Source organism: Mesorhizobium sp. HAY1-8B, assembly GCF_056868045.1.
The window spans coordinates 3,455,157-3,477,513 of record NZ_CP200321.1; the positions used below are offsets into that span (position 1 = coordinate 3,455,157).

The 22,357-nt window shown below is 60.5% G+C and carries 21 protein-coding genes; 6 read left to right on the forward strand and 15 right to left on the reverse strand.

The window, feature by feature from the left end:
• Window positions 1-30 precede the first annotated feature (30 nt).
• The 5 genes from AC1VON_RS16120 to AC1VON_RS16140 all read right to left on the reverse strand — a co-directional run bounded on the left by AC1VON_RS16120 (window position 31) and on the right by AC1VON_RS16140 (window position 3,711).
• The gene (locus AC1VON_RS16120; RefSeq protein ID WP_483124177.1) at window positions 31-1,041 is read right to left on the reverse strand and encodes an endonuclease/exonuclease/phosphatase family protein; all 1,011 of its coding nucleotides are present in this window, start codon (window positions 1,039-1,041) and stop codon (window positions 31-33) included.
• A 132-nt stretch (window positions 1,042-1,173) separates the two neighbouring features.
• Window positions 1,174-2,634, reverse strand: a complete 1,461-nt coding sequence (locus AC1VON_RS16125) for an AMP nucleosidase (RefSeq protein ID WP_246740717.1) — start codon at window positions 2,632-2,634, stop codon at window positions 1,174-1,176.
• A gap of 116 nt (window positions 2,635-2,750) precedes the next feature.
• Entirely contained in the window at window positions 2,751-2,945 is a 195-nt protein-coding gene (locus AC1VON_RS16130; RefSeq protein ID WP_056563514.1) for a hypothetical protein, read from the reverse strand.
• A gap of 40 nt (window positions 2,946-2,985) precedes the next feature.
• On the reverse strand, window positions 2,986-3,144 hold the full coding sequence (locus AC1VON_RS16135) for a hypothetical protein (RefSeq protein WP_172351237.1): 159 nt from the start codon (window positions 3,142-3,144) through the stop codon (window positions 2,986-2,988).
• A gap of 225 nt (window positions 3,145-3,369) precedes the next feature.
• Window positions 3,370-3,711, reverse strand: a complete 342-nt coding sequence (locus AC1VON_RS16140; RefSeq protein ID WP_172351236.1) for a DUF2147 domain-containing protein — start codon at window positions 3,709-3,711, stop codon at window positions 3,370-3,372.
• Window positions 3,712-4,150: 439 nt separating this feature from the next.
• Here AC1VON_RS16140 and AC1VON_RS16145 point away from each other — a divergent pair, with 439 nt between their 5' ends.
• Both AC1VON_RS16145 and AC1VON_RS16150 read left to right on the forward strand, forming a co-directional pair.
• Window positions 4,151-4,417, forward strand: coding sequence for an SEL1-like repeat protein (locus tag AC1VON_RS16145; RefSeq protein WP_115145099.1), 267 nt, complete (start codon window positions 4,151-4,153; stop codon window positions 4,415-4,417).
• A gap of 432 nt (window positions 4,418-4,849) precedes the next feature.
• Entirely contained in the window at window positions 4,850-5,971 is a 1,122-nt protein-coding gene (locus AC1VON_RS16150; RefSeq protein ID WP_483124178.1) for a branched-chain amino acid ABC transporter substrate-binding protein, read from the forward strand.
• Between the two features lie 78 nt (window positions 5,972-6,049).
• On the opposite strand, the gene AC1VON_RS16155 is transcribed toward AC1VON_RS16150, so the two are convergent.
• The 8 genes from AC1VON_RS16155 to AC1VON_RS16190 all read right to left on the reverse strand — a co-directional run bounded on the left by AC1VON_RS16155 (window position 6,050) and on the right by AC1VON_RS16190 (window position 13,350).
• Window positions 6,050-8,020: an acetyl/propionyl/methylcrotonyl-CoA carboxylase subunit alpha gene (locus AC1VON_RS16155; RefSeq protein WP_483124179.1), complete on the reverse strand. Its 1,971-nt coding sequence runs from the start codon at window positions 8,018-8,020 to the stop codon at window positions 6,050-6,052.
• 49 nt (window positions 8,021-8,069) lie between these two features.
• A complete protein-coding gene (locus AC1VON_RS16160; protein ID WP_172351233.1) occupies window positions 8,070-8,444 on the reverse strand; it encodes a hypothetical protein in 375 nt (124 codons plus the stop codon).
• A 39-nt stretch (window positions 8,445-8,483) separates the two neighbouring features.
• Window positions 8,484-8,855 (reverse strand): hypothetical protein, encoded by a 372-nt coding sequence (locus tag AC1VON_RS16165; RefSeq protein ID WP_172353016.1) that lies wholly within the window; start codon window positions 8,853-8,855, stop codon window positions 8,484-8,486.
• Window positions 8,856-8,975: 120 nt separating this feature from the next.
• Window positions 8,976-9,506 carry an O-acetyl-ADP-ribose deacetylase gene (locus AC1VON_RS16170; protein WP_483124180.1) on the reverse strand — a complete coding sequence of 177 codons (531 nt, stop codon included), beginning with the start codon at window positions 9,504-9,506 and terminating at the stop codon, window positions 8,976-8,978.
• A gap of 1 nt (window position 9,507) precedes the next feature.
• A complete protein-coding gene (locus AC1VON_RS16175; RefSeq protein ID WP_483124181.1) occupies window positions 9,508-11,115 on the reverse strand; it encodes a carboxyl transferase domain-containing protein in 1,608 nt (535 codons plus the stop codon).
• A gap of 1 nt (window position 11,116) precedes the next feature.
• The gene (locus AC1VON_RS16180; RefSeq protein ID WP_172351230.1) at window positions 11,117-12,280 is read right to left on the reverse strand and encodes an isovaleryl-CoA dehydrogenase; all 1,164 of its coding nucleotides are present in this window, start codon (window positions 12,278-12,280) and stop codon (window positions 11,117-11,119) included.
• Window positions 12,281-12,334: 54 nt separating this feature from the next.
• Window positions 12,335-12,994, reverse strand: coding sequence for a TetR/AcrR family transcriptional regulator (locus tag AC1VON_RS16185; protein WP_483124182.1), 660 nt, complete (start codon window positions 12,992-12,994; stop codon window positions 12,335-12,337).
• 68 nt (window positions 12,995-13,062) lie between these two features.
• Complete coding sequence (locus tag AC1VON_RS16190) at window positions 13,063-13,350, reverse strand: acylphosphatase (protein WP_483124183.1); 288 nt, start codon at window positions 13,348-13,350, stop codon at window positions 13,063-13,065.
• Window positions 13,351-13,535: 185 nt separating this feature from the next.
• On the opposite strand from AC1VON_RS16190, the gene AC1VON_RS16195 reads away from it, so the two are divergent.
• Window positions 13,536-14,066: a MarR family winged helix-turn-helix transcriptional regulator gene (locus AC1VON_RS16195; protein WP_483124184.1), complete on the forward strand. Its 531-nt coding sequence runs from the start codon at window positions 13,536-13,538 to the stop codon at window positions 14,064-14,066.
• Here the strand turns inward: AC1VON_RS16195 and AC1VON_RS16200 are convergent.
• On the reverse strand, window positions 14,063-15,175 hold the full coding sequence (locus AC1VON_RS16200) for a pyridoxal phosphate-dependent aminotransferase (RefSeq protein WP_483124185.1): 1,113 nt from the start codon (window positions 15,173-15,175) through the stop codon (window positions 14,063-14,065). The two genes, AC1VON_RS16195 and AC1VON_RS16200, sit on opposite strands and share 4 nt — an antisense overlap.
• A gap of 121 nt (window positions 15,176-15,296) precedes the next feature.
• On the opposite strand from AC1VON_RS16200, the gene AC1VON_RS16205 reads away from it, so the two are divergent.
• From AC1VON_RS16205 to AC1VON_RS16215, 3 genes are all read left to right on the forward strand, one after another.
• Window positions 15,297-16,949: a tetratricopeptide repeat-containing sulfotransferase family protein gene (locus tag AC1VON_RS16205; protein ID WP_483124186.1), complete on the forward strand. Its 1,653-nt coding sequence runs from the start codon at window positions 15,297-15,299 to the stop codon at window positions 16,947-16,949.
• Window positions 16,950-17,348: 399 nt separating this feature from the next.
• Window positions 17,349-19,010, forward strand: a complete 1,662-nt coding sequence (locus AC1VON_RS16210; RefSeq protein WP_483124187.1) for a tetratricopeptide repeat-containing sulfotransferase family protein — start codon at window positions 17,349-17,351, stop codon at window positions 19,008-19,010.
• A 180-nt stretch (window positions 19,011-19,190) separates the two neighbouring features.
• Entirely contained in the window at window positions 19,191-20,870 is a 1,680-nt protein-coding gene (locus AC1VON_RS16215; RefSeq protein ID WP_483124188.1) for a tetratricopeptide repeat-containing sulfotransferase family protein, read from the forward strand.
• 290 nt (window positions 20,871-21,160) lie between these two features.
• On the opposite strand, the gene AC1VON_RS16220 is transcribed toward AC1VON_RS16215, so the two are convergent.
• Window positions 21,161-22,348: a porin gene (locus AC1VON_RS16220; RefSeq protein WP_483124189.1), complete on the reverse strand. Its 1,188-nt coding sequence runs from the start codon at window positions 22,346-22,348 to the stop codon at window positions 21,161-21,163.
• Between the last annotated feature and the right edge of the window lie 9 nt (window positions 22,349-22,357).

Below are 22,357 nucleotides of genomic sequence, written 5' to 3' on the forward strand. Positions count from 1 at the left end.
ATGCTCGTGCCACAGATGGACGGCTAAAACTCAACCGCGCGGCTTCGCTGGCTCCGGCAGGGAAACGGTCGCGGTTTCATGCTCATCGAACGGTTTCTGTTCCTGCGGCCTCAGCGTGAACTCGACCAGCACCGGCAGGTGGTCGGAGCCGGTATCCTCCAGCCGCGTCGAAGACAGGATCGTCAGCCCGCCCTTGCTGAACACCTGGTCGATGGGCAGACCTGCATAGCGGCGCAGGAAGTCGGGTAGTGTCCGGTGGATCCAGGTCGGTCCGGCCGACGGCATGACGGTCAGCCTGCCGAGAGCCGCGACCCGCCGCACCGCCGCGCTCCACGGCACGGCGTTGCAATCGCCGGCCATGATCGCGGTCTCGCCGAGCCCGGCCAGTGGTTCCGCCAGTTCGCCAATCTGCCAGTACTGCTCCTTCGGCCACGGCCAGCTCAAATGGATCGCGGCGACATCGACCCCGATCCCGCCGAAGTCGATGGTGGCGGTCGCCATCGCGCCACGCGGCTCGCAGCGCGGTGCGGTGTCGGGGGCAAACGGCCGGCGCGACAGCAACGCCACCCCGAACATGCCGTTCGGGTAAGGGCAGAGGATACGGTAGGGATAGGCGCTGGTGATGGTGCCAAGCTCGGTCGTCCACATGCCAGACACTTCGTCGAGGGTGATCACGTCCGGATTGGTGCGGCCGATCAGCGAGAGCACTTTCTTCGGCGTCGGGTTGTTGAAGCGCAGGTTCATCTGCAGCAGGCTGTAGACGGCCTGATCGGCAGGCTTGGCAACCGCGGGCTGAGGCCAAAGCCTCGGCAGGGCGCCTGCCGTCGTGGCCAGGCAGGCGATGGCAAAGAGCAGCCCCGCTGCCGCTTGCAGCCGAAACGAGCTGGCGAGCAGCGGCAGTGCCAGAAGCGCCATGAGAACGCTGAAGTGCATGCGGAAATGCGAGAAGGAATCGAAGGCGGGGTGGAGCGAGCCGAAGAACCCGGCCAACAGCGCGGCCGACAGTGCCGTCATCGCCAGGAATGCCAACCCAGCCGTCATTTTCAAGCGCGCGCCTGTTGTCATTGAGGTCGTGTCTGGTGAAGGCCGCCTGACGATCCGTTCAATCTGCTTATCGGCCAAATTGCGGCCTGAGCAAGACGACGAATTGCCTCGCCGAGACGTTGTGGCCACCTACTGGAACGCTGTTTCCGAAAAGCTCCGGAGCTTGCGCGAATGCAGCCGCTCCATCGGCATCTCGGCCAGCTTCTCCATCGCCCTGATGCCGATGGTCAGGTGTTGCGCCACCTGCCGCTTGTAGAACTCGGTCGCCATGCCAGGCAGTTTCAGCTCGCCATGCAGTGGCTTGTCGGACACGCAAAGCAGCGTGCCGTAGGGCACGCGGAAGCGGAAGCCATTGGCGGCGATCGTCGCCGATTCCATGTCGAGCGCGATGGCACGCGACTGCGACAGGCGCTGCACAGGCCCGCGCTGGTCGCGCAGTTCCCAGTTGCGGTTGTCAATGGTGGCGACCGTGCCGGTGCGCATGATGCGCTTCAGATCGTAGCCGGACAGGCCGGTGACTTCGGCAACCGCCTCCTGCAGAGCCACCTGGATCTCGGCCAGCGGCGGGATCGGCACCCAGACCGGAAGATCGTCGTCCAGTACGTGGTCCTCGCGCACATAGGCATGCGCCAGCACATAGTCGCCGAGCGCCTGGGTGTTGCGCAGCCCGGCGCAATGGCCGAGCATCACCCAGGCATGCGGCCGCAGCACGGCAATATGGTCGGTGATCGTCTTGGCGTTCGATGGGCCAACACCGATGTTGACCATGGTGATGCCGCCATGGTTCGCCTTTTTCAGGTGATAGGCCGGCATCTGCGGCAGACGCTGTGGTCCAACGCCTTCGCTCGGCGCGCTTTGTCCGGCCTTGGTCACGACATTGCCCGGTTCGACGAATTCCACATAACCGCCGCCGCCCTTCTCCATCAGGTCGCGGGCGCGGGCGCCGAACTCGTCAATGTAGAACTGGTAGTTGGTGAACAGCACGAAATTCTGGAAATGTTGCGGGCTGGTCGCCGTGTAGTGCGTCATGCGGTGCAGCGAGTAGTCGATACGCTGCGCCGTGAATGGGGCTAGCGGTCTTGGTTCTCCGAAGGCCACTTCGAACGTGCCGTTGGCGATCTGATCGTCGGTGCCGTCGAGATCCGGTACGTCGAACAGGTCGCGGATCGGCCGCTTGATGCGCTCCGCGGCAGCGCCGTCGACGTAAGTTCCCTCCAGGAAGGCGAAATGCAATGGAATGGGAGTGGTCGATTCCGAAACCGTGACCGCCACGCCGTGGTTGCGCATGATCAGCCGAAGTTGTTCGATCAGGTAGTTCTCGAACAAGTGCGGCTGCGTGATCGTGGTGGCGAAATGGCCGGGCGTCGGCATATGGCCATAGGCTTGGCGCGAGTCGACCTGGGTGAACGAACTCGTGGTGACGCCGATCTCGGGATAGAAGGCGCGGTAGCGCTTGCTGCTGTCACCGCCGGCGGCCAGGGCGGCGAAGGAATCGCGCAGGAACCTGGTGTTGCGGTCATAAAGCAACTGCAGTGCCGCGACCGCTTTCGCGGCATCGTCGAAGCTTTGCCGGCCAAAAGGCTCCGGCATGACGACAGATTCGATGGCTTGAGGGTAGATTCGCTTTTCCATGGCTCAATATAGAGACTCGGACGAGCGGTTGGGAGGGGTATGGCTGTCGAAGGCGCCCAAAGCGCCATTTTTCTTTATCCTCGCTGCAGACTGACCAGCAGCACGAAGCCGACGCCGGACTTCTTCAGGGCCGGGGCCTCGATCGTCGAGCCGGCATCGGCGCGCATCATCGGTACGGCCAGGACCGGAGCGGCCAGGACCATCAGGATAAGCGCCGCCCGCGGCAGAAGCCGAAGGGTCTTGAGAGCGTTGGCGGCGATGCGGTTCATGATGTCTGAGCTTTTCTTTTCGAGGTCTGGTTTCTTTGGTTCAGTTGCGAAGGTGGGTGGGGCAGGCGAGGCGGCATGTCCTGGAACCGGCTTCGTCCCAGGAGCGGGGGGAACGGCCCGCTTCGGCGACGAGGATGGCGAAGAACATTCCAAACAGGCTCATCAGCAGGCAGACGATGGTGAAGCGGCGAGCAAGCATCGGGTGGTGTCTCCTTCAACACGCAGGAGAATGCCCCAACGCCTCTGAACCGGCTCTGATGCCGGTGTTCATCTGCGGTTCAAAATGATTGACGGGATCTGCTCCGGTCGCCGCCGGCCTGATATGGCCACCGGAGGCAGGGCAACAGCACCAGTGCTCGGCCTGCCGATGAAACGAAAACGGGGCCTGCCAGGCCCCGTCATCATGTCCCAAGGATATGGTAGATCAGAGCTTGTGCCAGGTCTGGCTCTTGCAGATCAGACCGCCGAGCACGCAACCGCTCATCTTGAGCGAGGTGCCCGACAACGTCGCCTTGCCCGAATAGGTCTTGTCGTTTGCCGGGTCGGTGATGCTGCCGGCATATTTGTTGTCGCCAGCCGCCTTGAGCGAGCCGATGGTCTTGCCGGTATATTTGCCCGACTTGAGCGTGATGGAAAACGAGCCGCTGCCTGAAATCGCCGCGGTGTCGCCGGCTTGCGTCTTCCAGTTGCCCTCGATCGGATCGGCCCACGCCGTTCCCGCCATGATCAATGTGGCTGCAAGGGCCAGGCTCACTTTTCGAAACATGTCTTCCTCCCTTTGGATGGCCGGCCGGATGCTCCGCCTCGCCGGTCTGCCGCTTACGCAAACGTAAGCTAATCCAGCTCCCGCCAAAACAAAAGCGGTGCCGCAACGGAAGACCTTGGGATTCTGAAAGCGCCTGAATTCGCCTCGTCGCGGAGGGAAATGAAAACGACCGGCGCATCGTGTTTGTCTCCCGTGGTTAGCGGAGTGTTGATTGAGGCCCGGAAAATTTTCGTCAAATTTAGCGAAAATTGGCTGAAACGCTGGCTTCGTATCCTTAACGAATTTCCGCGTTTACCTCTTGTTTTAGCTTTGTTTTCCTCAAATTAAGCACGCCATTTAACGACGGATTCAAGCCTGAGCGGCATTCTCGAAAGCATCGAAAGAGCGGCCCGGACAAGACAAACGGAGGCAGCTCTCGGGAGCCAGACAGGGGACTAAAATGGCACGTTTTGAAATGCTTGAAGCAGGCTTCGGCGCCATGGGGGCAACTGCCCAGGCCGACATTCTTTTCGAACTGGGCATGATGTATGCGACCGGCCGCGACTGCGAGACCGACGTCGTTGCCGCCCACAAATGGTTCAACATCGCCGCCATCAAGGGTTCGGCCCGCGCCGCGGAACTGCGCTCGGAACTGTCGGCGGCCATGTCGAAGGTCGAGATTGCCAGGGCGCTGCGCGAAGCCCGCGAATGGATGACCATGCACTAGGTTTCCGCGAGGCGGAAAGGCTCGGGTCCAGATCGCTCAAAGACGGTCGGGCCACAACAGGGACAAGGCTGCGCAGATAGCCAGGCCACAGGCCAACAACAAGAATGCGGCAGGCGAAATAGGTCAAGCCGTACGACGGACCATGATCCCGGAAAGTGGAATCCGGTTTTCGGGCATGGTCAACAGGAAAGACAGGGACGGCCAAGTTGGGGTTCGCGGCGCGGGGGCGCTGGGGAAACAGCCCGACAGGCAAAAAAGCCATGACCGGCCGGAACAAGGCTGGCGTGGCTTTTTTGCGTGGATGAGGCCTCCCAGGCCCAATCGAGCGGCGTCAATGCGCCTAGACAGGCCCGATGAAGGATGAAATTGTCCCGCCTCTCTGGAAGAAGCGCGGCCGGGGCGGCCGCGCGTGAGTGGAGGAGTTCTATTGCAATGAAAAAAATGAGTATTTTGAGCGCGGCCATTTTCGGCCTGATGATGAGTGCGCCGGTCGCATTCGCCGACGACATCACCGTTTCGGTGGTCGGCCCGATGACCGGACAGCTCGCCACCATCGGCGATCAGTTCAAGCAGGGCGCACAGGCCGCCGCCGATGCCATCAATGCCGCGGGCGGTATCAACGGCTCGATGATCAAGCTCGACATCGAGGATGACCAGTGCGATCCCAAGCAGGCCGTGTCGGTTGCCAACCGCATCGTCGCCAACGGCGTCAAGTTCATCGATGGGCATGCCTGCTCGGGCTCGAGCATTCCCGCTTCGGCCGTCTATGCCGAAGCCGGCGCGCTGATGATGAGCCCGGCTTCCTCGAACCCGGTGCTGACCGACGCGGCCGCCAAGGCCGGCTGGCCGACGATCATGCGCCTCTATACGCGTGACGACGCACAGGGCGCCTTCATCGGCCCGTGGATCGCTAAGAAGTATGCCGGCAAGAACGTCGTCATCTTGCACGACAAGAGCGCCTACGGCCAGGGCGTGGCTGACGCTGTCAAGGCAACCATGAACACCGGTGGCCTGAAGGAAGTCTACTACGACGCCATCAATCCCGGCGAGAAGGACTATTCCGCGCTTGTCACCAAGCTCAAGGATCTCAAGGCCGACGTCGTCTATTTCGGCGGCTACCATCCTGAAGCCGGCCTGATCCTGCGCCAGTCGGCCGAACAGAACCTGAAGTTCCAGCTGATCATGCCGGATTCGATCGCCTCGCCGGAGTTCTGGCAGGTTGCTGGCCCGGCCGGCGAAGGCACCATGTTCGTCTTCCCGTCGGACCCGCAGGCAAAGCCGGAAGCCAAGGCCGCCGTCGAGAAGATCAAGGCCGGCGGCTTCGTGCCGGAAGGCTTCACGCTGTTCTCCTACGCCGTGGTCCAGGCTTTCGCCGAAGGCATCAAGCGTGCCGGCAGCGACGATCCGGCCAAGGTTGCCGAAGCGTTGAAGAACGGCACGCCGATCAGCACCGTTGTCGGCGACGTCACCTTCGACGAGAAGGGCGACCTCAAGAACGCCAGCTACGACATCAACCAGTGGCATGACGGCAAGTACGCGCCGATCGCACAGTAATCCGAGGCGATAATCCAGAGAAATGGCCGGGGTTCGCCCCGGCCATTTCGTTTTGCGGTCGGCGATGCGCTCGGTGTATCAGCCTGAGGCGGTCTGCTCCTCGACGAACCGCACAAGCACCGTCCCGTCGGTGACTTGCGCACCTTCCGTGGCGATTTCGGCAATCACCCCGTCATGCGGGGCGGCGATGGTGTGCTCCATCTTCATCGCCTCGAGGATCAGGAGAGCTTGTCCCTTGATCACCGCATCGCCCTTTGCCGCGCGCACCAGCTTGACCAGACCCGGCATCGGCGCGCGCAGGCTGCCGGACGCGGCCGCCGCGTCATCGCTCCGTGCCAACGGGTCGGGCACCGCGAAAGTATAGCCGATGGCGCCTTCGAACACCGTGATGTGGCCTGGCCAGCGGGCGAGGCGTGGAGCGGCGCGAAAATCATGCGAATTGGCGCTGGCATAGGGCGCACCGAGCGCCACCTGGAAACGCCCGTCCGGCCGCACCGAGAGCTTTGCCAGAATATCGTCCTCGCCGAACTTCAACCGTGTGCGCCGCGCCACGCCGTGGAAATGGGCATAGCCGGAAATCGACGACCACGGGTCGTTCGACGGCGGCAATAATCCTGCGCCGGACGCGGCAAGGGCGGCTGCCGCGATGATTTCGCCGGTCGGCGGCGGGAGTTCGGTCAGCGTCGCCTGCTGTCTGCCGATCAGGCCGGTGTCGACGTCGCCAGCGCAAAAGTCCGGATCGGCGGCGAGAGCGGCAAGAAAGGCGGTGTTGACGGTGGAGCCGGCAATCTCGGTCTGCGATAGCGCTGTGCCGAGTGCTTCGAGCGCGGCTTGCCTGTCCTTTGCATGGACGACCAGCTTCGCGATCATCGGGTCGTAGTAGGGCGAGATGGCATCGCCGGCCCGCACGCCGGTCTCGATGCGCATCGTGGCCGCGTCGGGTGCTGTTTCGGGAAATTTCAGATGATGCAGCGTGCCCGTAGCAGGCAGGAACCCTTTTGCCGCGTCCTCCGCATAGATGCGCGCTTCGAAGGCATGGCCGGCAAGCGCGATCTCGCTCTGCGACTTCGGCAGCTTTTCGCCGCTGGCGACCCGCAACTGCCACTCGACCAGATCGGTGCCGGTGACCATTTCGGTGACCGGATGCTCGACCTGCAGGCGGGTGTTCATTTCCATGAACCAGAAGCGGTCGGCCTTGAGGCCCTGCGAGGCATCGACGATGAATTCGATGGTGCCGGCGCCGGAATAGTTGATCGCCGTTGCGGCCTTCACAGCCGCTTCCGTCATCGCCTTGCGCAAATCCGGCGTCATGCCCGGGGCGGGCGCTTCCTCGATCACCTTCTGGTGGCGGCGTTGTGCCGAACAGTCGCGTTCATAAAGATGCACGGCATTGCCGAAATTGTCGCCGAACACCTGCACTTCGATGTGCCGGGGCTTGTCGACATATTTCTCGACCAGCACACGGTCGTCGCCAAAAGCAGCCTTTGCTTCGCGCCGGGCGCTGGACAGCGCCTCGGAAAAATCATCGGGATGCTCGACGCGCCGCATGCCCTTGCCGCCGCCGCCGGCGCGCGCCTTGATCAGAACGGGATAACCGATCTCGCGCGCCTTGGACGCAAGCAGCACGATCTCCTGCGCCTCGCCGTGATAACCCGGAACGACAGGAACGCCGGCTTTCTCCATCAGCCGCTTGGCGGCGTCCTTCAGTCCCATGGCGCGGATCGAGGCCGCCGACGGGCCGATGAAGGTGAGCCCCGCCGTCACCACCTGGTCGACGAAATCGGGATTTTCCGACAGGAATCCGTAACCGGGATGGATGGCCTGCGCCCCGGTCGAAAGAGCCGCCCCTACAATCTTGTCACCGCGCAGATAGCTCTCGCCGACAGGCGAGGGGCCGATATGAACAGCCTCGTCGGCCATCTCGACATGCAGGGATTTCGCGTCGGCGTCCGAATAGACGGCGACGGTGTGCACGCCGAGCTTGCGGGCCGTGCGGATCACACGGCATGCGATCTCGCCCCGATTGGCGATCAGGATCTTGGCGAACATGGAGCCTCCCGGGTTTGTGGCGGGCGGCGCCATTCTGGCAGGCGCCGGCCTATTTCGAAGCGGCGATCTCGCAGGCGCCGCCATTCGTCACCTTGTAGTGCGCACGTGTGGCCAGGCAGGATTTCATCGCCAGCTCTTCCGCCACCTTTTGCGACGGTGCATTCAGCCGCGTGCCGCACAGGATGTATAGCGAGACCACCCTGGAATACGGCGTGGTGGCGTAGGCCGAATGGCCGCTGGCCGCCACATAGGCCTTGTACGCCTTGGTGCATGGCGACTTCGGGTCGCCATTCAAAGCCGGCGGGAACCGCTTGTCTCCCTCGCTTCCCGCCAGCGAGCCGGCCACGCCGATGCCGGACGAGACGATCATGAACAACCCGGCCAGTATCGCGATGGCTGGTCGCCTGGAGTTCGTGGATTTCATTCTGCTTCCCCCAAAGAGAAAAACCGCGCGCCTTCCAGCCTATTTGGACGCGGCGAGACTGCAGGCGCCAGCGACGGTAACCTTGTATTTGCTCTTGCTGGCCTGACAGGATTTCAGCGCCAGTTCCTCGGCCGCCTTCTGTGACGGTGCATTTAGCTTCACGCCACAAATGAAATACTCGCTCGCCGGAACGATCGGCGTCGCCGCGAAGGCCGAATGGCCCGCGGCTGCGAGATATGCTCCATAGATCTTGCCGCAGCCTCCGGTGGTCCCCACGGGAATGTTTATCGGGTAACGCACGTCGCCCCTGCTGCCTGCCAGCGATCCGGCCGGGTTGGCGGCAGTCGTTGCGAATATTAGTAGGATTGCAAGTATCGAGGCAACCGTACCCCGGTGATATTTCAGCATCATCTTCGCCCTGTCCCCATTGTATTGCGCGGAACAAGCAGTAGCGAACATCTTGCCTCGCCGCCAGTTCGTTGGCGGGGATTCGAGTTTGCCTATGCTGATGAATTGATTGGTCCATACAGTTCAGGCCCCCCGAAGCGCAGCAACGGCGCGCCGGTATAGTTCCGCCGTTTGTTCATCGAAGCAGCAGAAGATGACAGTCTCCGGTATGTTTTTTTCGTCGATGAACGTGCCGATCGCCCCGACAGCGATGTCGGTCGCCTCATCTTTCGGGTAGCGGTAAACACCGGTCGAAATCGCCGGGAATGCCACGGTGCGGCAATCATTGGCGGCCGCGAGTTCCAGCGACTTGCGATAGCAGGAGGCCAGCAACTCGGCTTCGCCTCTGCCGCCGCCTTGCCAGACTGGCCCGACCGTGTGGATGACATGTCGAGCCGGCAGTTTGTAACCCTTGGTGATCTTGGCGTCGCCGACCTTGCATCCGTTCAGCATCCGGCATTCGAACTCGAGCTCATGGCCCGCCGCGCGATGGATGGCGCCATCGACGCCGCCGCCGCTAAGCAGTGACGAATTGGCGGCATTGACGATGGCGTCGACATCCAGCTTCGTGATGTCGCCTGTGTGGATGCGGATCCTGTCCGGCGCCTTGCTCATTTCACATCCTGAACACGCCGAAGCGCGTGTCCTCGATTTCGGCGTTGAGCGCCGCCGAAAGGCTGAGCGCCAGCACCTCGCGCGTCTTTGCCGGATCGATGATGCCGTCATCCCAAAGACGGGCGGACGAGTAAAGCGGATGGCCCTCGTGCTCGTATTTCATCAGGATCGGCTTCTTGAACTTTGCTTCCTCCTCGGCGCTCCATTCGCCCCCTTTGCGCTCGATGCCCTCGCGCTTGACCATGGCAAGAACGGTCGCCGCCTGCTCGCCGCCCATCACCGAGATGCGGGCATTCGGCCACATCCACAGGAAGCGCGGCGAGTAGGCGCGGCCGCACATGCCGTAATTGCCGGCGCCGAACGAACCGCCGATGATGACGGTCACCTTCGGAACCCTGGCGGTGGCAACCGCCATCACCAGCTTGGCGCCGTCCTTGGCGATGCCGCCGGCTTCGTATTTCCGGCCGACCATGAAGCCGGTGATGTTCTGAAGGAAGACCAGCGGGATCTTGCGCTGGCAGCACAGTTCGATGAAGTGCGCGCCCTTCAGCGCGCTTTCGGAAAACAAGACACCATTGTTGGCGATGATGCCGACCGGCATGCCGTGGAGATGGGCAAGGCCGGTGATCAGCGTCGTGCCGTAATTCTGCTTGAACTCGTCGAATTCGGAGCCGTCGACGATACGCGCGATCACCTCACGTACATCATAAGGCTGACGCAGATCGGTCGGCACGACGCCGTAGAGTTCATTCGCCGAATGAAGTGGTGGAATCGATTTCTGTAAGCTCAGGCTTACAGTCTTGTTCCGATTCAGGTTTTTGACGATGCGACGGCAGATGGCGAGCGCATGCTCGTCGTCCATCGCATAATGGTCGGCGACGCCGGAAAGCCTGGTATGCACGTCCGCGCCGCCGAGATCCTCGGCGCTGACATCCTCGCCGGTGGCCGCCTTCACCAGCGGCGGGCCGCCGAGGAAGATGGTCGCCTGGTTGCGCACCATGATCGTCTCATCCGACATCGCCGGCACATAAGCGCCGCCGGCCGTGCAGGAACCCATGACGCAGGCGATCTGCGGGATGCCGGCCGCGGACATGTTGGCCTGGTTGTAGAAGATGCGGCCGAAATGTTCGCGGTCGGGAAACACTTCGTCCTGGTTGGGCAGATTGGCGCCGCCGCTGTCGACCAGGTAGATGCAGGGCAGATTGTTCTGCAGCGCGATTTCCTGCGCGCGCAGATGCTTCTTCACCGTCAGCGGATAATAGGTGCCGCCCTTCACCGTGGCATCGTTGACGACGACCATCACCTCGGTGCCTTCGACGCGGCCGATGCCGGCGATCATGCCGGCCGAGGAAATTTCCTCGCCATACATCGACCATGCCGCGAACTGGCCGATCTCGAGGAAAGGCGAGCCGGTGTCGAGCAATTGCGCGAGACGTTCTCGCGGCAACAGCTTGCCGCGCGAGATGTGGCGCTCGCGCGCCTCCTCCGAACCGCCGCGCTCGACGATGGCCGCTTTTTCGGCGATGTCGGCGACCAGTCCGCGCATGCGTTCGGCATTGGCACGAAAGGTTTCGGAGGAGGGCGATACCTGCGTCTGAAGGACGGCCATGCTAAACCCCCTCCGCCATGATCTCGCGGCCGATCAGCCAGCGCCGGATTTCGCTAGTGCCGGCGCCTATCTCGTAGAGTTTGGCGTCACGCAGCAGCCGGCCGGTCGGATAGTCGTTGATATAGCCATTGCCACCAAGCAGTTGCAGCGCGTCGAGCGCCATCTGCGTCGCCTTTTCGGCCGCGAACAGTACGCAGCCGGCGGCGTCCTTGCGCGTGGTCTGGCCGCGGTCGCAGGCGGCGGCGACGGCATAGACATAAGCGCGCGCGGCATTCATCACCGTGTACATGTCCGCAAGCTTGCCTTGCACAAGCTGGAACTCGCCGATCGCCTGACCGAACTGCTTGCGTTCGTGCACGTAGGGGATCGCCACGTCGAGGCACGCCGCCATCAGGCCGATCGGGCCACCGGCAAGCACGGTGCGCTCATAGTCGAGGCCCGACATCAGCACCTCGACGCCGCGCCCTTCCTCATGCAGCACATTGTCGAATGGCACTTCGACATCCTCGAACACCAGCTCGCCGGTGTTGGAGCCGCGCATGCCGAGCTTGTCGAGTTTTTGCGCCACGGAAAACCCTGTCATCGCCTTCTCTACGATGAAGGCGGTGATGCCGCGCGATTTCCGCTCCGGATCGGTCTTGGCATAGACGACCAGCGTTTCGGCATCCGGGCCGTTGGTGATCCACATCTTGGTGCCGTTAAGCACATAGCGGTCATTGCGCTTTTCGGCGCGCAACTTGAGCGAGACAACGTCGGAGCCGGCGCCGGATTCCGACATCGCCAGCGCACCGACACGTTCTCCCGAACACAGCGGCGGCAGGAATTTCTCCTTCTGAGCCGGCGTTGCCCAGCGGTTGATCTGGTTGACGCAGAGATTGGAATGAGCGCCGTAGGAGAGGCCGACCGACGCGGAGGCACGTGAGATCTCCTCGACGGCAATGACATGGGCAAGGTAACCCATGCCGCTGCCACCGAAATCGGGATTTGCCGTTATGCCAAGCAGACCGAGCGCGCCGAGCTCGCGCCACAGATGCGCCGGAAATTCGTTGTCGCGGTCAATGTCGCCGGCGATCGGCGCGATCCGGTCCTGGGCGAAGCGCCGCACCATGTCGCGCAGCGCTTCGATGTCCTCGTCAAGCCCGAAGCTGAGCGTGTTCGTGTACATGTTTTTCCTCCGTGGCGCATGACCCCGAAAATCGGCTTCGATTTTCGGAAAGGATCATGCGCGAAAATTAAAGTGGGACGGCGTCCTTTGCGCGTCCGATGGACGCGCGGCGCTGTCAGCGATCTTCGCGCCGACGAGCCGCATTGTCATTGAAAGATATGTCGCCGTTACTTCAGGGACCGAAAGCCGCTCGCCCGGCCGGAACCAGACAATGACGCCGGTCATCATCTGGATCAGAGCCATGGCTGTCAGGCCGGTGTCCTCGATGCTGAACACACCGGCTTCGGCGCCGTCACGCAGGATGGCGCGCAGTTCCTTTTCGTAGCCCGTGCGCATGCGCAGGATCTGTGTCAGCCTGTCGGGCGACAGACTGCGCAATTCCATGTTCGACACATGCGTGGCGTGCCGGCGCTCGATATGAAAAGCGATGTGGTTGCGCACATAGGCCGCAAGCTGCTCCGCCGGATCGGCGCCGGCTGGCCGGGCGTTTTCCCAGGCTTCGCGAAGCCCTTCCATGTGCTCGCGCATCAGCGTGAACAGCAGGTCTTCCTTGGTCGGGAAATAGCGGTAGAGCGCGGCCGCCTGCACGCCTACTTCGGCGGCCAATTGGCGCATGGACATCGCCTCGTAGCCATAGCGTGCGATCAGGTTGACCGCCGCCTCGCGGACTGCCGCCTCCGTTCGCTCGCCATCGGATCCTGTAGTGCGCGCCATGATCGCCTCTTTGGTCGGCTATAATAAAACGAACGTTCAATTAATTCAAGGGGCCCCATTGGAGCCGCCTATGCGACAACCCTGAAGTCTCCAGGCGCAATCCAACTCTCGATTTCCTCTATATCGATCTGGTAGACTGCTGCACCCGGCGGGCCTTGCCAAAGGCGCTCGATCATCGTCGAAACCGCCGTATCCGTGCCGGTCAGCCATGCCGTTACCGATCCGTCTCTTTCGTTGCGTACCCAGCCCATCAGGCCAAGCCCTGTCGCTTCGCCTCGCGTCCAGATCCTGTAGCCGACGCCTTGCACCTTGCCCTGGACACGCACCTTCACCGCCCTTTTCCGCTGCTCTTTCATGGCTCGCTCCTCGCATGGAGTCTGGCGCAGGATCGAACGAAGGCAACTGGTTTGAGGGGAGGATTCTTTCGAATTGTCGAGCTGTGTTTCATCCGGGGGATAGATGACTTCCTCCAATAAATAACTGACTTGGTCAAGTTTTTGCGATGATCCGGCGATGTGGGAATCTTCCCGGGGCGCCGGACATGCCGACCGATCGGAATGCCTTGGTCAGCGACCTCAGGCGCTTCAACCGTTTCTATACCGGCCTGATCGGGCTGCTCGACGAAACCTTGACCCACAGTGCCTATACGCTGGCCGAGGCGCGGGTACTGTTCGAGCTGGAGCACCGGACCAGCCTTATTGCCTCCAACCCTGGCGACAAGGCAGGCTTCCTGGCGCGAGTGTTTCAACTCGATTTCGCACCAGCGGCATCCGAAATCGCCCGGGACCTCCAACTGGATCCTGCCTATGTTGTGAGAATCCTTCGAAAATTCTCCGCCGCCGGCTTGATCGAAACGCGTGCCGGTCCCGATACTCTGCGTCGGCGCGTCCTCTCGCTCACCGCACGCGGCCGCGCCGCGCTTGCCGCACTTCAGTCGGCAGCGGATCGAGACCTTATCCGCTTGACCGCGGGCCTGGGCGACGAGGAGGCCGCCGAGTTGTCGGACATGCTCGCACGCGTCAGGAGGCTGCTCGGTGGCGCGATGGATTCCGAGTGCGGCGAAATTGCCTAGTTCCCTCGCGCCGCGGCCAGCGCGCCGGGCAATTCCTCGGCGAAAATATCCAGTTCGTGATCGAGGCCGACGCTGACGCGAATGCAGCGGTCGAGCCCTGGCGCCATCGGCTTGCGGATGAATACATCGCGCGACAACAGCCCCTGCAGTATTTTCAGCGCGAAGGCGCCATCATGCCCGCAGTCGATGGTGACGAAATTGGTCGCCGAGGCCAAAGGCTTCAATCCGTTCTGCTCGGCGATATCAGCGATGCGGCGGCGGCCGGCAGCCACCCGCGCCACTACGGTCTCGAGATAGGCCTGGTCGGCGAGCGCCTCGACGCCGGCGCCCTGCGCCATGCGGCTGACGCCGTAGTGATTGCGGATCTTCTCGAAGTCGCGGATCACCTGGGTTTCTGCGATCGCGTAGCCGCAGCGTATACCGGCAAGTCCATAAGCCTTTGAAAACGTTCGCATGCGGACAACGTTTGGCCGCGAGATATCGATCGGTGGCAGGGCCGAGGCTGGCCCCAATTCGCCATAGGCCTCGTCGAGCACCAGCATGGTGGTTTCAGGCAACGCCTCGATGAAACGGATGATCTCGTCCGCCACCCACCAACTGCCCATCGGATTGTCCGGGTTGGACAGGTAGACCAGCGGCGCCTTTTCCCTGATGACCGCTGCGAGCAAACCCTCCAGGCTTTCCTTGTCGTTTTCATAGGGAACCGTGATCAGCCGCCCCCCGACGCCGTCAACATGAAAGTTGAAGGTCGGGTACGCACCGAGCGAGGTGACCACCGCGTCGCCAGGTGCCACATACATGCGCGCCACAAGGCTGAGCAGGCCGTCTATGCCTTCGCCGACAACGACGTTCTCGACCGCGACGTCGTGATGCGCGGCAGCCGCGACCTTCAGGTCGAAATTGTCGGGATCGCAATACATCCATTGGTCGCGCGCGACACTCTCCATGCGGGCGATGACGCGCGGCGAAGGACCAAAACTGCTCTCGTTGGCGCCGATGCGGGCTCGGAAGGCGCGCCCGCGCTCACGCTCCTGCGCTTCCGGGCCGACGAACGGCACGGTGGACGGAAGTGCGGCGATGAGCGGCGTGAGGGGAGGGCGCAGACGCATGACGGAAGCTCGCATGGCAAAGGGAGTTTCTTGCTAGCGTGACCAGCCTGGCCGTGCAAGCACCCTGCGGTCTGCAGCCGTAACGCTGGATTCCGTCGCCTCTTTTTGCTAGCGAGGCAAGATGAACAATCGTCTCCCGCCCACTTGGTCCAAACACATCAAGCCTGGCCCCACGCCGAAACCAAATCTGCCGACGGCAAATTCGCTTTCACGTAGGCAGGCCGACGAAGCGCTACTGAAACAGGCCTACGCCCTCCAGCAGGCCAAACGCCTCAACGAAGCTCAGGACCTGTGCCTTCGAGTCCTATCGCGCACGCCAAATCATCCCCTCGCTCTGTATATACTGGGAACCATCTGCCTGGGTTATGAGGATGAGGCGGCCTTGCGATATTTCGCGAGAGCGGTCGATGCGGAACCCAAAAATCCCTACTACCATCTCGGTCTGGCCTCGGCCTATGTTAAGGTGAGCGAGTATTCGCCAGCAATAAAGCATATACAGTATGCCCTGGAGTTGCAGCCGGACCTTATAGAGGCACTTGGTGCATTGGGGGATGCCTATCTCGATTTTGACAAGCCGGAGATGGCTTTGCCGCTGTACGAGAAGTCGCTGAAAATCAACCGGAATCATCCAAAGGTGAGGATCGGATTGGCTCGTGCGCTCACCAGTGTGGGACGCATGGATGAGGCGGCCGGCTACCTCCATGAGGCAATTGAACGCGGCATCGAGGTGCCGACGGCCTACAACGATCTCGTGCAGACGCAGAAGTTCACCGAAGAACCAAAGGAACTCAAATCCATCCTTGATGAACTGGAAAATCCCAAGCTTGACCGGGACGGCGCGGAAAAGCTCCATCTGGCCGCCGGCAAGGTGCTGAACGACCTCAAGCGCTATCAGGATGCGTTCGACCATTTCAAGAAGTCGAAACAGGTCTCCGGCCGCAACTTCAATATCGACCTTTATCGTCGCTGGGTTGACGCGCTAATCGAGACTTTCACGCCTGAGATGCTGGCGGGCAGGGCTGGTTATGGAAATCCTTCCGAAGTTCCCGTGTTCGTGGTCGGCATGCCTCGCTCGGGAACGACGCTTACGGAACAGATTTGCGCAAGTCATCCCGATGTTCATGGCGCGGGCGAACTTATGAAGCTTAGGCGGGTCGCCAATGCGATCGGACTGAGAAAGTCGTCGGCCAGCGATTTGAACCAGGCGATCGCGTCGATCACAAAGAAACTGTCCGGAACATTGGCCGAAGAGCACTTGGCTTATCTGAGTGAGCGGGCACCTGCCGCCCGTCGGATCGTGGACAAGATGCCGCACAATTTTGAATTGATCGGTCTGATCGGCCTTCTTTTTCCCAACGCGCGCATCATTCATTGCCGTCGTGATGCCATCGACAATTGCATCTCCTGCTTTGTCTTAAGGTTCGGCGAGGGACACAGCTATAACACCGACCTGAGAACGCTTGGCCTGTACTACCGCGAATATGACCGGCTGATGCAGCATTGGAACAAGGTTTTCCCAGGCTTGATCTTTGAGAATCGTTACGAGACGCTCGTTGACGATCAGGAAGCACAATCGCGCCGTCTTATAGACTATCTTGGACTGCCTTGGGATGACACCTGCCTGCGCTTTTTCGACAGGGACGGTTCGGTCAACACGCCCAGCCGCTGGCAGGTGCGCCAACCGATCTACAAATCTTCCGTCAAGCGCTGGAAGAATTACGAAAGCGAGATTCAGCCGCTGATTGAAGCGCTGGGCGACCTAGCGGACACCTGATCATCACAGCAGCTTACGAGTCAGAATTGAAAGGTGCGGCACAGGCTGCTGCGTTGTTCCGAAGAACATCCTTGCTCGAGCCAAGGCGTTGCGACCAACGCATGGGACCTGTGCTGCAAGCCGTCGATATGGTCAGATGTTCTGGATTCGATTGGTTTTTTTGCTAGCTGGGAATGATGAACAACCGTCTGCCGCTTGCCTGGTCCAAACACCTGAAGACCCCGTCCGTGCCGAGATCCCGCAACCGCCGTGACGGAGGTTCGATGTTTGAGCGAGCGGTAAGGAGACGCCTCAAAATTCACAGTATCACGTGATGTCGGGTGGAGCCTATTTGAAGCTCGGCGAGCATTCGGATGCAGTGTGCTGGCTTCCGTGGACTGTTTTTGCTACCGAGACACAATGACTTCACGATTGCCGCCCGCCTGGTCCAAGCATCTCAAGAGGCTGCCCGCGCAAAAGATCGGACCTCCAGCTCAGGCCTCGAAGTCCGGAGCTTCACATGGTCCAACCGATGATATGTTGCTGAAAGAGGCGCTGGAATTTCAGCAAGCCAACCGGTTGCCGCAGGCCGAAGAACTTTGCCATCGTGTCCTGACACGCTCGCCCAATCACGCGCTTGCGCTCTACATTCTCGGCACGCTGGGGCTCGGTTTCGACGACGAGTTAGCGATCAAGTACTTCGCGCGCGCGGCCGTGAAGGAGCCCAATAATCCACACTATCAGCTCAGTTTAGGCGAAGCCTATCTAAAGGTTGGTGACTACCCGCTCGCCATCCGTCATCTGCAGCGTGCCTGTGAGTTGAAGCCGGATCTGATGCAGGCCCTTTGCCGACTTGGCGAAGCTTATGCCGAGTTTGAAAGGGCAGATATGGCTGTACCGCTCTATAAAAAAGCGCTTGAAATGGATCCCAATCATGCACCGGCCCGAATGCATCTTGCTAGTACTCTCGTTGCGCTCGGGCGCATGGACGAAGCTGCGGTATGCCTGAACGAGAGCATCGCCAAGCGTATAAATGTGCCTTCATCCTATAATACGCTCGTAGCAATTCGAAAATTTTCCATCGAGCCGCCCGAACTCAAGTCCATTCTGAACGAACTTCAAAAAACCACGAACCCCGCTGATGCACTCTGCGAGTTTCACAAGGCTGCGGGCAAGGTCCTGGACGACCTTGGTCGCCACGACGAGGCTATGGATCATTTTCTTAGGGCCGCCGCGAATAGCGGTTGCCGTTTTGACATTGAATCCTACCGTAGGCAGGTGGATTCGTGGATCGAGATGTTCAATCCTGAGTTCTTTGCGGCGAGGGCTGGATATGGTGACCCTTCCGAAAAACCAGTATTTGTGCTGGGGATGCCGCGTTCTGGCACGACGCTGACCGAACAGATCTGCTCCAGCCATCCCGACGTTCACGGCGCGGGGGAACTCACTAAGCTGGGTCGAATCGCTGTGGCCAACGGCCTCAAATTGCAGCCGGGATGCGCATTCGGGCAGCCCGTTGCGTCCATGGCGAGGCAACGATCCATGGTGCTCGCCGGCGAATATCTCTCCAACTTGCATCTCTATGCGCCCGCCGCCGCCCGTATCGTTGACAAGATGCCTCACAATTTCGAGCGTATCGGCTTAATCGCCCTGCTCTTTCCAAACGCCCGAATTGTTCACTGCATGCGCGATCCGATTGACAATTGTTTTTCTTGCTTCATCTCAAATCTTAGCAAGGCGCATCAATACAATTCGGACCTTGCACAGCTAGGACTATATTACCGCGAGTACGATCGCCTTATGCGCCATTGGAAGGCGGTTCTTCCTGGGCGTATTTTCGAGAATCGCTACGAAGACCTTGTTTCCGATCAAGAAGGGCAGTCACGCCGCCTTGTGGGCCACCTTGGTCTGGCGTGGAACAATTCTTGCCTCCGTTTCTTTGAAAAGGCTGGTCCCGTCAGGACGATCAGCCGCTGGCAGGTTCGTCAACCGGTCTACAAATCATCTGTCAAGCGTTGGAAAAGCTACGAAGGCAGGCTTCAGCCACTGATTGAAGCGTTGGGCGACCTGGCGGATACCTGATCGTGACAGCAGCTTACGGCTCGGAATTGAAAGCTGCGGCACAGGCTGCAGCGTCTGTTCCGAAGATCAACTTTGCTCAAGCGAAAGGGCCCTGCGGTTAACGCATGGGCCTTCTGCTGGAAGCCGTCGATATGGTCAGATGTTCTGGATTCGATTGGCTTTTTTTGCTAGCTAGGAATGATGAATAATCGTCTGCCGCCTGCCTGGTCCAAACACCTAAAGTCCGTCACCGCGCCGAAACCTGGATTGCCACGGCCAGCCTCAGTGCAGGCAAGCCTGCCGAAAACAAATTCGCCTTCACGCGCACAGGCTGACAGCTTGTTGCTGCAGCAAGCCTACGAGCATCAACAGGCCAAGCGGCTTGATGAGGCTCAGGACCTATGCCTGCAGGTTTTAGCGCGCACGCCACACCATCCGCTGGCGCTCTACATCATGGGCACCGTCTGTATGGGCTATGACGACGAGGCGTCCCTGCGTTACTTCGCACGCGCGGTCGGCGAGGAGCCTGAAAACCCCTATTATCATCTTAGCCTCGGTGAAGCCTATGGCAGGCTGAGCGAATTTTCAGCTGCGATCAAACACATCCTGTATGCCTTGGAAGTGCAGCCCGATCTTGTAGAGGCCCTGTGTGCCCTGGGTCGCATTTATACCCAGTTCGACAAACCCGACTTGGCCTTGCCGCTTTATGAGAAGGCGCTGAAAATTAACCGCGATCACCCCAAAGCGCGGATCGGAATGGCTGCCGCGCTCACCGGCCTTGGGCGCATGGAGGAGGCCGGCGTCTATCTCAGAGAGGCGATCAAACACCGCGTTGACGTGGCGGCGGCTTATTACGACCTCGTGCAGAGCCGAAAGTTTACCGAAGAGCCTGCGGAACTTCCGTCGGTCCTTCGCGAACTAGACGGTCCGCGACTCAAATCGGAGGCCGTGCAGAGTCTGCATTACGCAGCCGGCAAGGTGCTGAACGACCTCAAGCGCTACGCTGAGGCGTTCCACCATTTCAACGAGGCGAAACAGGCCGCCGGCTACAAGTTCGACATCGATCAGTATCGTCGTTTCGTGGATCTGAGCATTGAGACCTTCACGCCGGATCTGTTTGCCAAAAGGTCCAGCTACGGGAACCCTTCCGAAGCGCCTGTGTTCGTGGTCGGGATGCCGCGCTCGGGGACGACACTGACCGAACAAATATGCGCCAGCCATCCCGACGTTCATGGCGCTGGAGAGCTTAGCAAGCTGTGGCGGGTGGCGAACGCGATCGGTCTTAAACCCACAGCTTCTGATCTCAACAAGCCGATTATGACGGTCACCGAAGGCTTGTCCAGGACGTTGGCCGAAGAGCATCTTTCCTATCTGCGGGAGCGCGCTCCGACTGCGCAGCGAATCATCGATAAAATGCCGCACAATTTCGAATTGATCGGCCTCCTCACCCTGCTCTTTCCCAATGCCCGCATCATTCACTGCCGCCGCGATGCGATCGACAATTGCGTGTCATGCTTTGTCCTGCCTTTCAGCTCGGCACACAGCTACAATTCAGACCTGCGGGCACTCGGCCTCTACTATCGAGAATATGATCGCTTGATGCGTCACTGGAACGAGGTTTTCCCGGGTCGTATCTTTGAAAATCGCTATGAGATGCTTGTAGAGGATCAAGAGGCACAGTCGCGCCGGCTCATCGATTATCTCGGCCTGCCTTGGGATGACGCATGCCTACGCTTCTTCGATAGGGAAGGGGCGGTCACCACGCCCAGCCGCTGGCAGGTTCGTCAACCGATCTACAAGTCGTCGGTGAAGCGCTGGAAGAATTACGAAAGTGAGATCCAGCCTTTGATTGAAGCGTTGGGCGACCTCGCCGACGTTTGACCGATAGTTTCCCAAGCCAAGCCTGTCAAAGAGCTAAGAAGCGAATCTGAAAAGATCGCGACGCGCTTTGTAGGGTGGTTCGGCGCTTGGTGGAATCGCCAATGCGACGCCGTCGTAGTCCTTGGGCTTGACCCGAGGATTCTTGCCGTGATCTGAGAGCGCCGCTGCGGTGCAGAACTTGCTCCACCGCCCAAAGTGCGCAGCGGCGTTGGAACAACGGCGTGCATCAGAAAAAGAAAAACCCGGCGGTTGCCCGCCGGGTTCTCCTGTCTCCCCAGAAATATCTGGTCTTAGAAATCGCGCTGGAAGCGGATGATACCGCCGACGGCGTTCTTCTTGACAGCGCCTGCCCAAATGTTGCCGGCGTCAAAGGCGCCCGAACCAACATGCTGGTAGTCAACTTCGGGCGTGATCGTGAAGCCGGGAACGACGGTGTAGGCAATGTTGGCCGCGACACCATAGTCCTTCCACTGATCACCCGACACCTGGAGGTTGAACGAGGTTTTCTCGTTGAACTTGTAGGTGCCGCCGGCCCAGAAGCCCCAGTTACCACCCCACGGCTTGTAGAAGCCGCGACCATTCGCAGGGGTGGTGCCGGGTCCGTTGAAGTCGTTCAGCTTTCCGTCGGAGCCGTAGCCGAACATGCCGAACAGCGTCAGTTCATTGGAAACGTTCACGTCCACGCGAACCTTGCCCGAGACGGATTCGTAGTTGCTGTCATAGGCGACAACGCCGACGATATCACCCCAGCCCTGCGTGTACTTCAAGCCGCCGACGATATGCGGAACATAGCTGTCGACCGTGGAGCGACCATAACCATATCCCCCCGAATGATTGGGGAATTGTGCATCGCCGCCCGAACCTTCTTCGAGAGAGGCCATCGCCGAGAAGCCGTTGCCTGCGTCGAAATAGTACTGAACGACACCGGTCTTGAACCCGCCGTAGGGGACGATGGTATCGTTGATGACGTTGCCGGCATAGCCGACGAACGTATCGAATGCCGATTCGTCCAAGCCGACCCGCAGACCGCCAAGCTGAATCCAGGCGAAGTGCATGTCGAAGCTGTTATCGGCTTTATTGTATACACCGTTGTCGAAGGGGTGATTCTGGAAATTCATGCGCGTTTCGGTGTAGGTCTTCAACGTGCCGAGTTCGGTTTCCTGGCCAGTCCAGGTCTTCAGCGTGAAGCGGGCGTCTTTGTAGTAAGTGCCCTGGTTCTTGCCGTTAACGACGTCGGCGGCGCGTGCGCCGGTGAACGTGCCGACATCACCAGCGCCGATGTCGTAACGGACATAGCCGCCGATGCGCAGGCAGGTCTCGGTGCCGGGGATGTAGAAGTAGCCAGCGCCGTAGACGTCGCAAATCTTGACGTATTCAGCGGGTTCCGGCTCGGCGACGACGACGGCGTCGGCGGCGCGCGCACCGGAAACTGCGATCAGGGCCGCAGCGGAGCCGAGAAGAAGGCTCTTGATGTTCATTTTCTGACC

Bases quoted from the DNA above. Each gene is read 5' to 3' on its own strand.
- AC1VON_RS16120 (WP_483124177.1), bottom strand. From the start codon at position 1,041: ATGACGGCTGGGTTGGCATTCCTGGCGATGACGGCACTGTCGGCCGCG.
- AC1VON_RS16125 (WP_246740717.1), bottom strand. From the start codon at position 2,634: ATGCCGGAGCCTTTTGGCCGGCAAAGCTTCGACGATGCCGCGAAAGCG.
- AC1VON_RS16130 (WP_056563514.1), bottom strand. From the start codon at position 2,945: ATGAACCGCATCGCCGCCAACGCTCTCAAGACCCTTCGGCTTCTGCCG.
- AC1VON_RS16135 (WP_172351237.1), bottom strand. From the start codon at position 3,144: ATGCTTGCTCGCCGCTTCACCATCGTCTGCCTGCTGATGAGCCTGTTT.
- AC1VON_RS16140 (WP_172351236.1), bottom strand. From the start codon at position 3,711: ATGTTTCGAAAAGTGAGCCTGGCCCTTGCAGCCACATTGATCATGGCG.
- AC1VON_RS16145 (WP_115145099.1), top strand. From the start codon at position 4,151: ATGGCACGTTTTGAAATGCTTGAAGCAGGCTTCGGCGCCATGGGGGCA.
- AC1VON_RS16150 (WP_483124178.1), top strand. From the start codon at position 4,850: ATGAAAAAAATGAGTATTTTGAGCGCGGCCATTTTCGGCCTGATGATG.
- AC1VON_RS16155 (WP_483124179.1), bottom strand. From the start codon at position 8,020: ATGTTCGCCAAGATCCTGATCGCCAATCGGGGCGAGATCGCATGCCGT.
- AC1VON_RS16160 (WP_172351233.1), bottom strand. From the start codon at position 8,444: ATGAAATCCACGAACTCCAGGCGACCAGCCATCGCGATACTGGCCGGG.
- AC1VON_RS16165 (WP_172353016.1), bottom strand. From the start codon at position 8,855: ATGATGCTGAAATATCACCGGGGTACGGTTGCCTCGATACTTGCAATC.
- AC1VON_RS16170 (WP_483124180.1), bottom strand. From the start codon at position 9,506: ATGAGCAAGGCGCCGGACAGGATCCGCATCCACACAGGCGACATCACG.
- AC1VON_RS16175 (WP_483124181.1), bottom strand. From the start codon at position 11,115: ATGGCCGTCCTTCAGACGCAGGTATCGCCCTCCTCCGAAACCTTTCGT.
- AC1VON_RS16180 (WP_172351230.1), bottom strand. From the start codon at position 12,280: ATGTACACGAACACGCTCAGCTTCGGGCTTGACGAGGACATCGAAGCG.
- AC1VON_RS16185 (WP_483124182.1), bottom strand. From the start codon at position 12,994: ATGGCGCGCACTACAGGATCCGATGGCGAGCGAACGGAGGCGGCAGTC.
- AC1VON_RS16190 (WP_483124183.1), bottom strand. From the start codon at position 13,350: ATGAAAGAGCAGCGGAAAAGGGCGGTGAAGGTGCGTGTCCAGGGCAAG.
- AC1VON_RS16195 (WP_483124184.1), top strand. From the start codon at position 13,536: ATGCCGACCGATCGGAATGCCTTGGTCAGCGACCTCAGGCGCTTCAAC.
- AC1VON_RS16200 (WP_483124185.1), bottom strand. From the start codon at position 15,175: ATGCGTCTGCGCCCTCCCCTCACGCCGCTCATCGCCGCACTTCCGTCC.
- AC1VON_RS16205 (WP_483124186.1), top strand. From the start codon at position 15,297: ATGAACAATCGTCTCCCGCCCACTTGGTCCAAACACATCAAGCCTGGC.
- AC1VON_RS16210 (WP_483124187.1), top strand. From the start codon at position 17,349: ATGACTTCACGATTGCCGCCCGCCTGGTCCAAGCATCTCAAGAGGCTG.
- AC1VON_RS16215 (WP_483124188.1), top strand. From the start codon at position 19,191: ATGAATAATCGTCTGCCGCCTGCCTGGTCCAAACACCTAAAGTCCGTC.
- AC1VON_RS16220 (WP_483124189.1), bottom strand. From the start codon at position 22,348: ATGAACATCAAGAGCCTTCTTCTCGGCTCCGCTGCGGCCCTGATCGCA.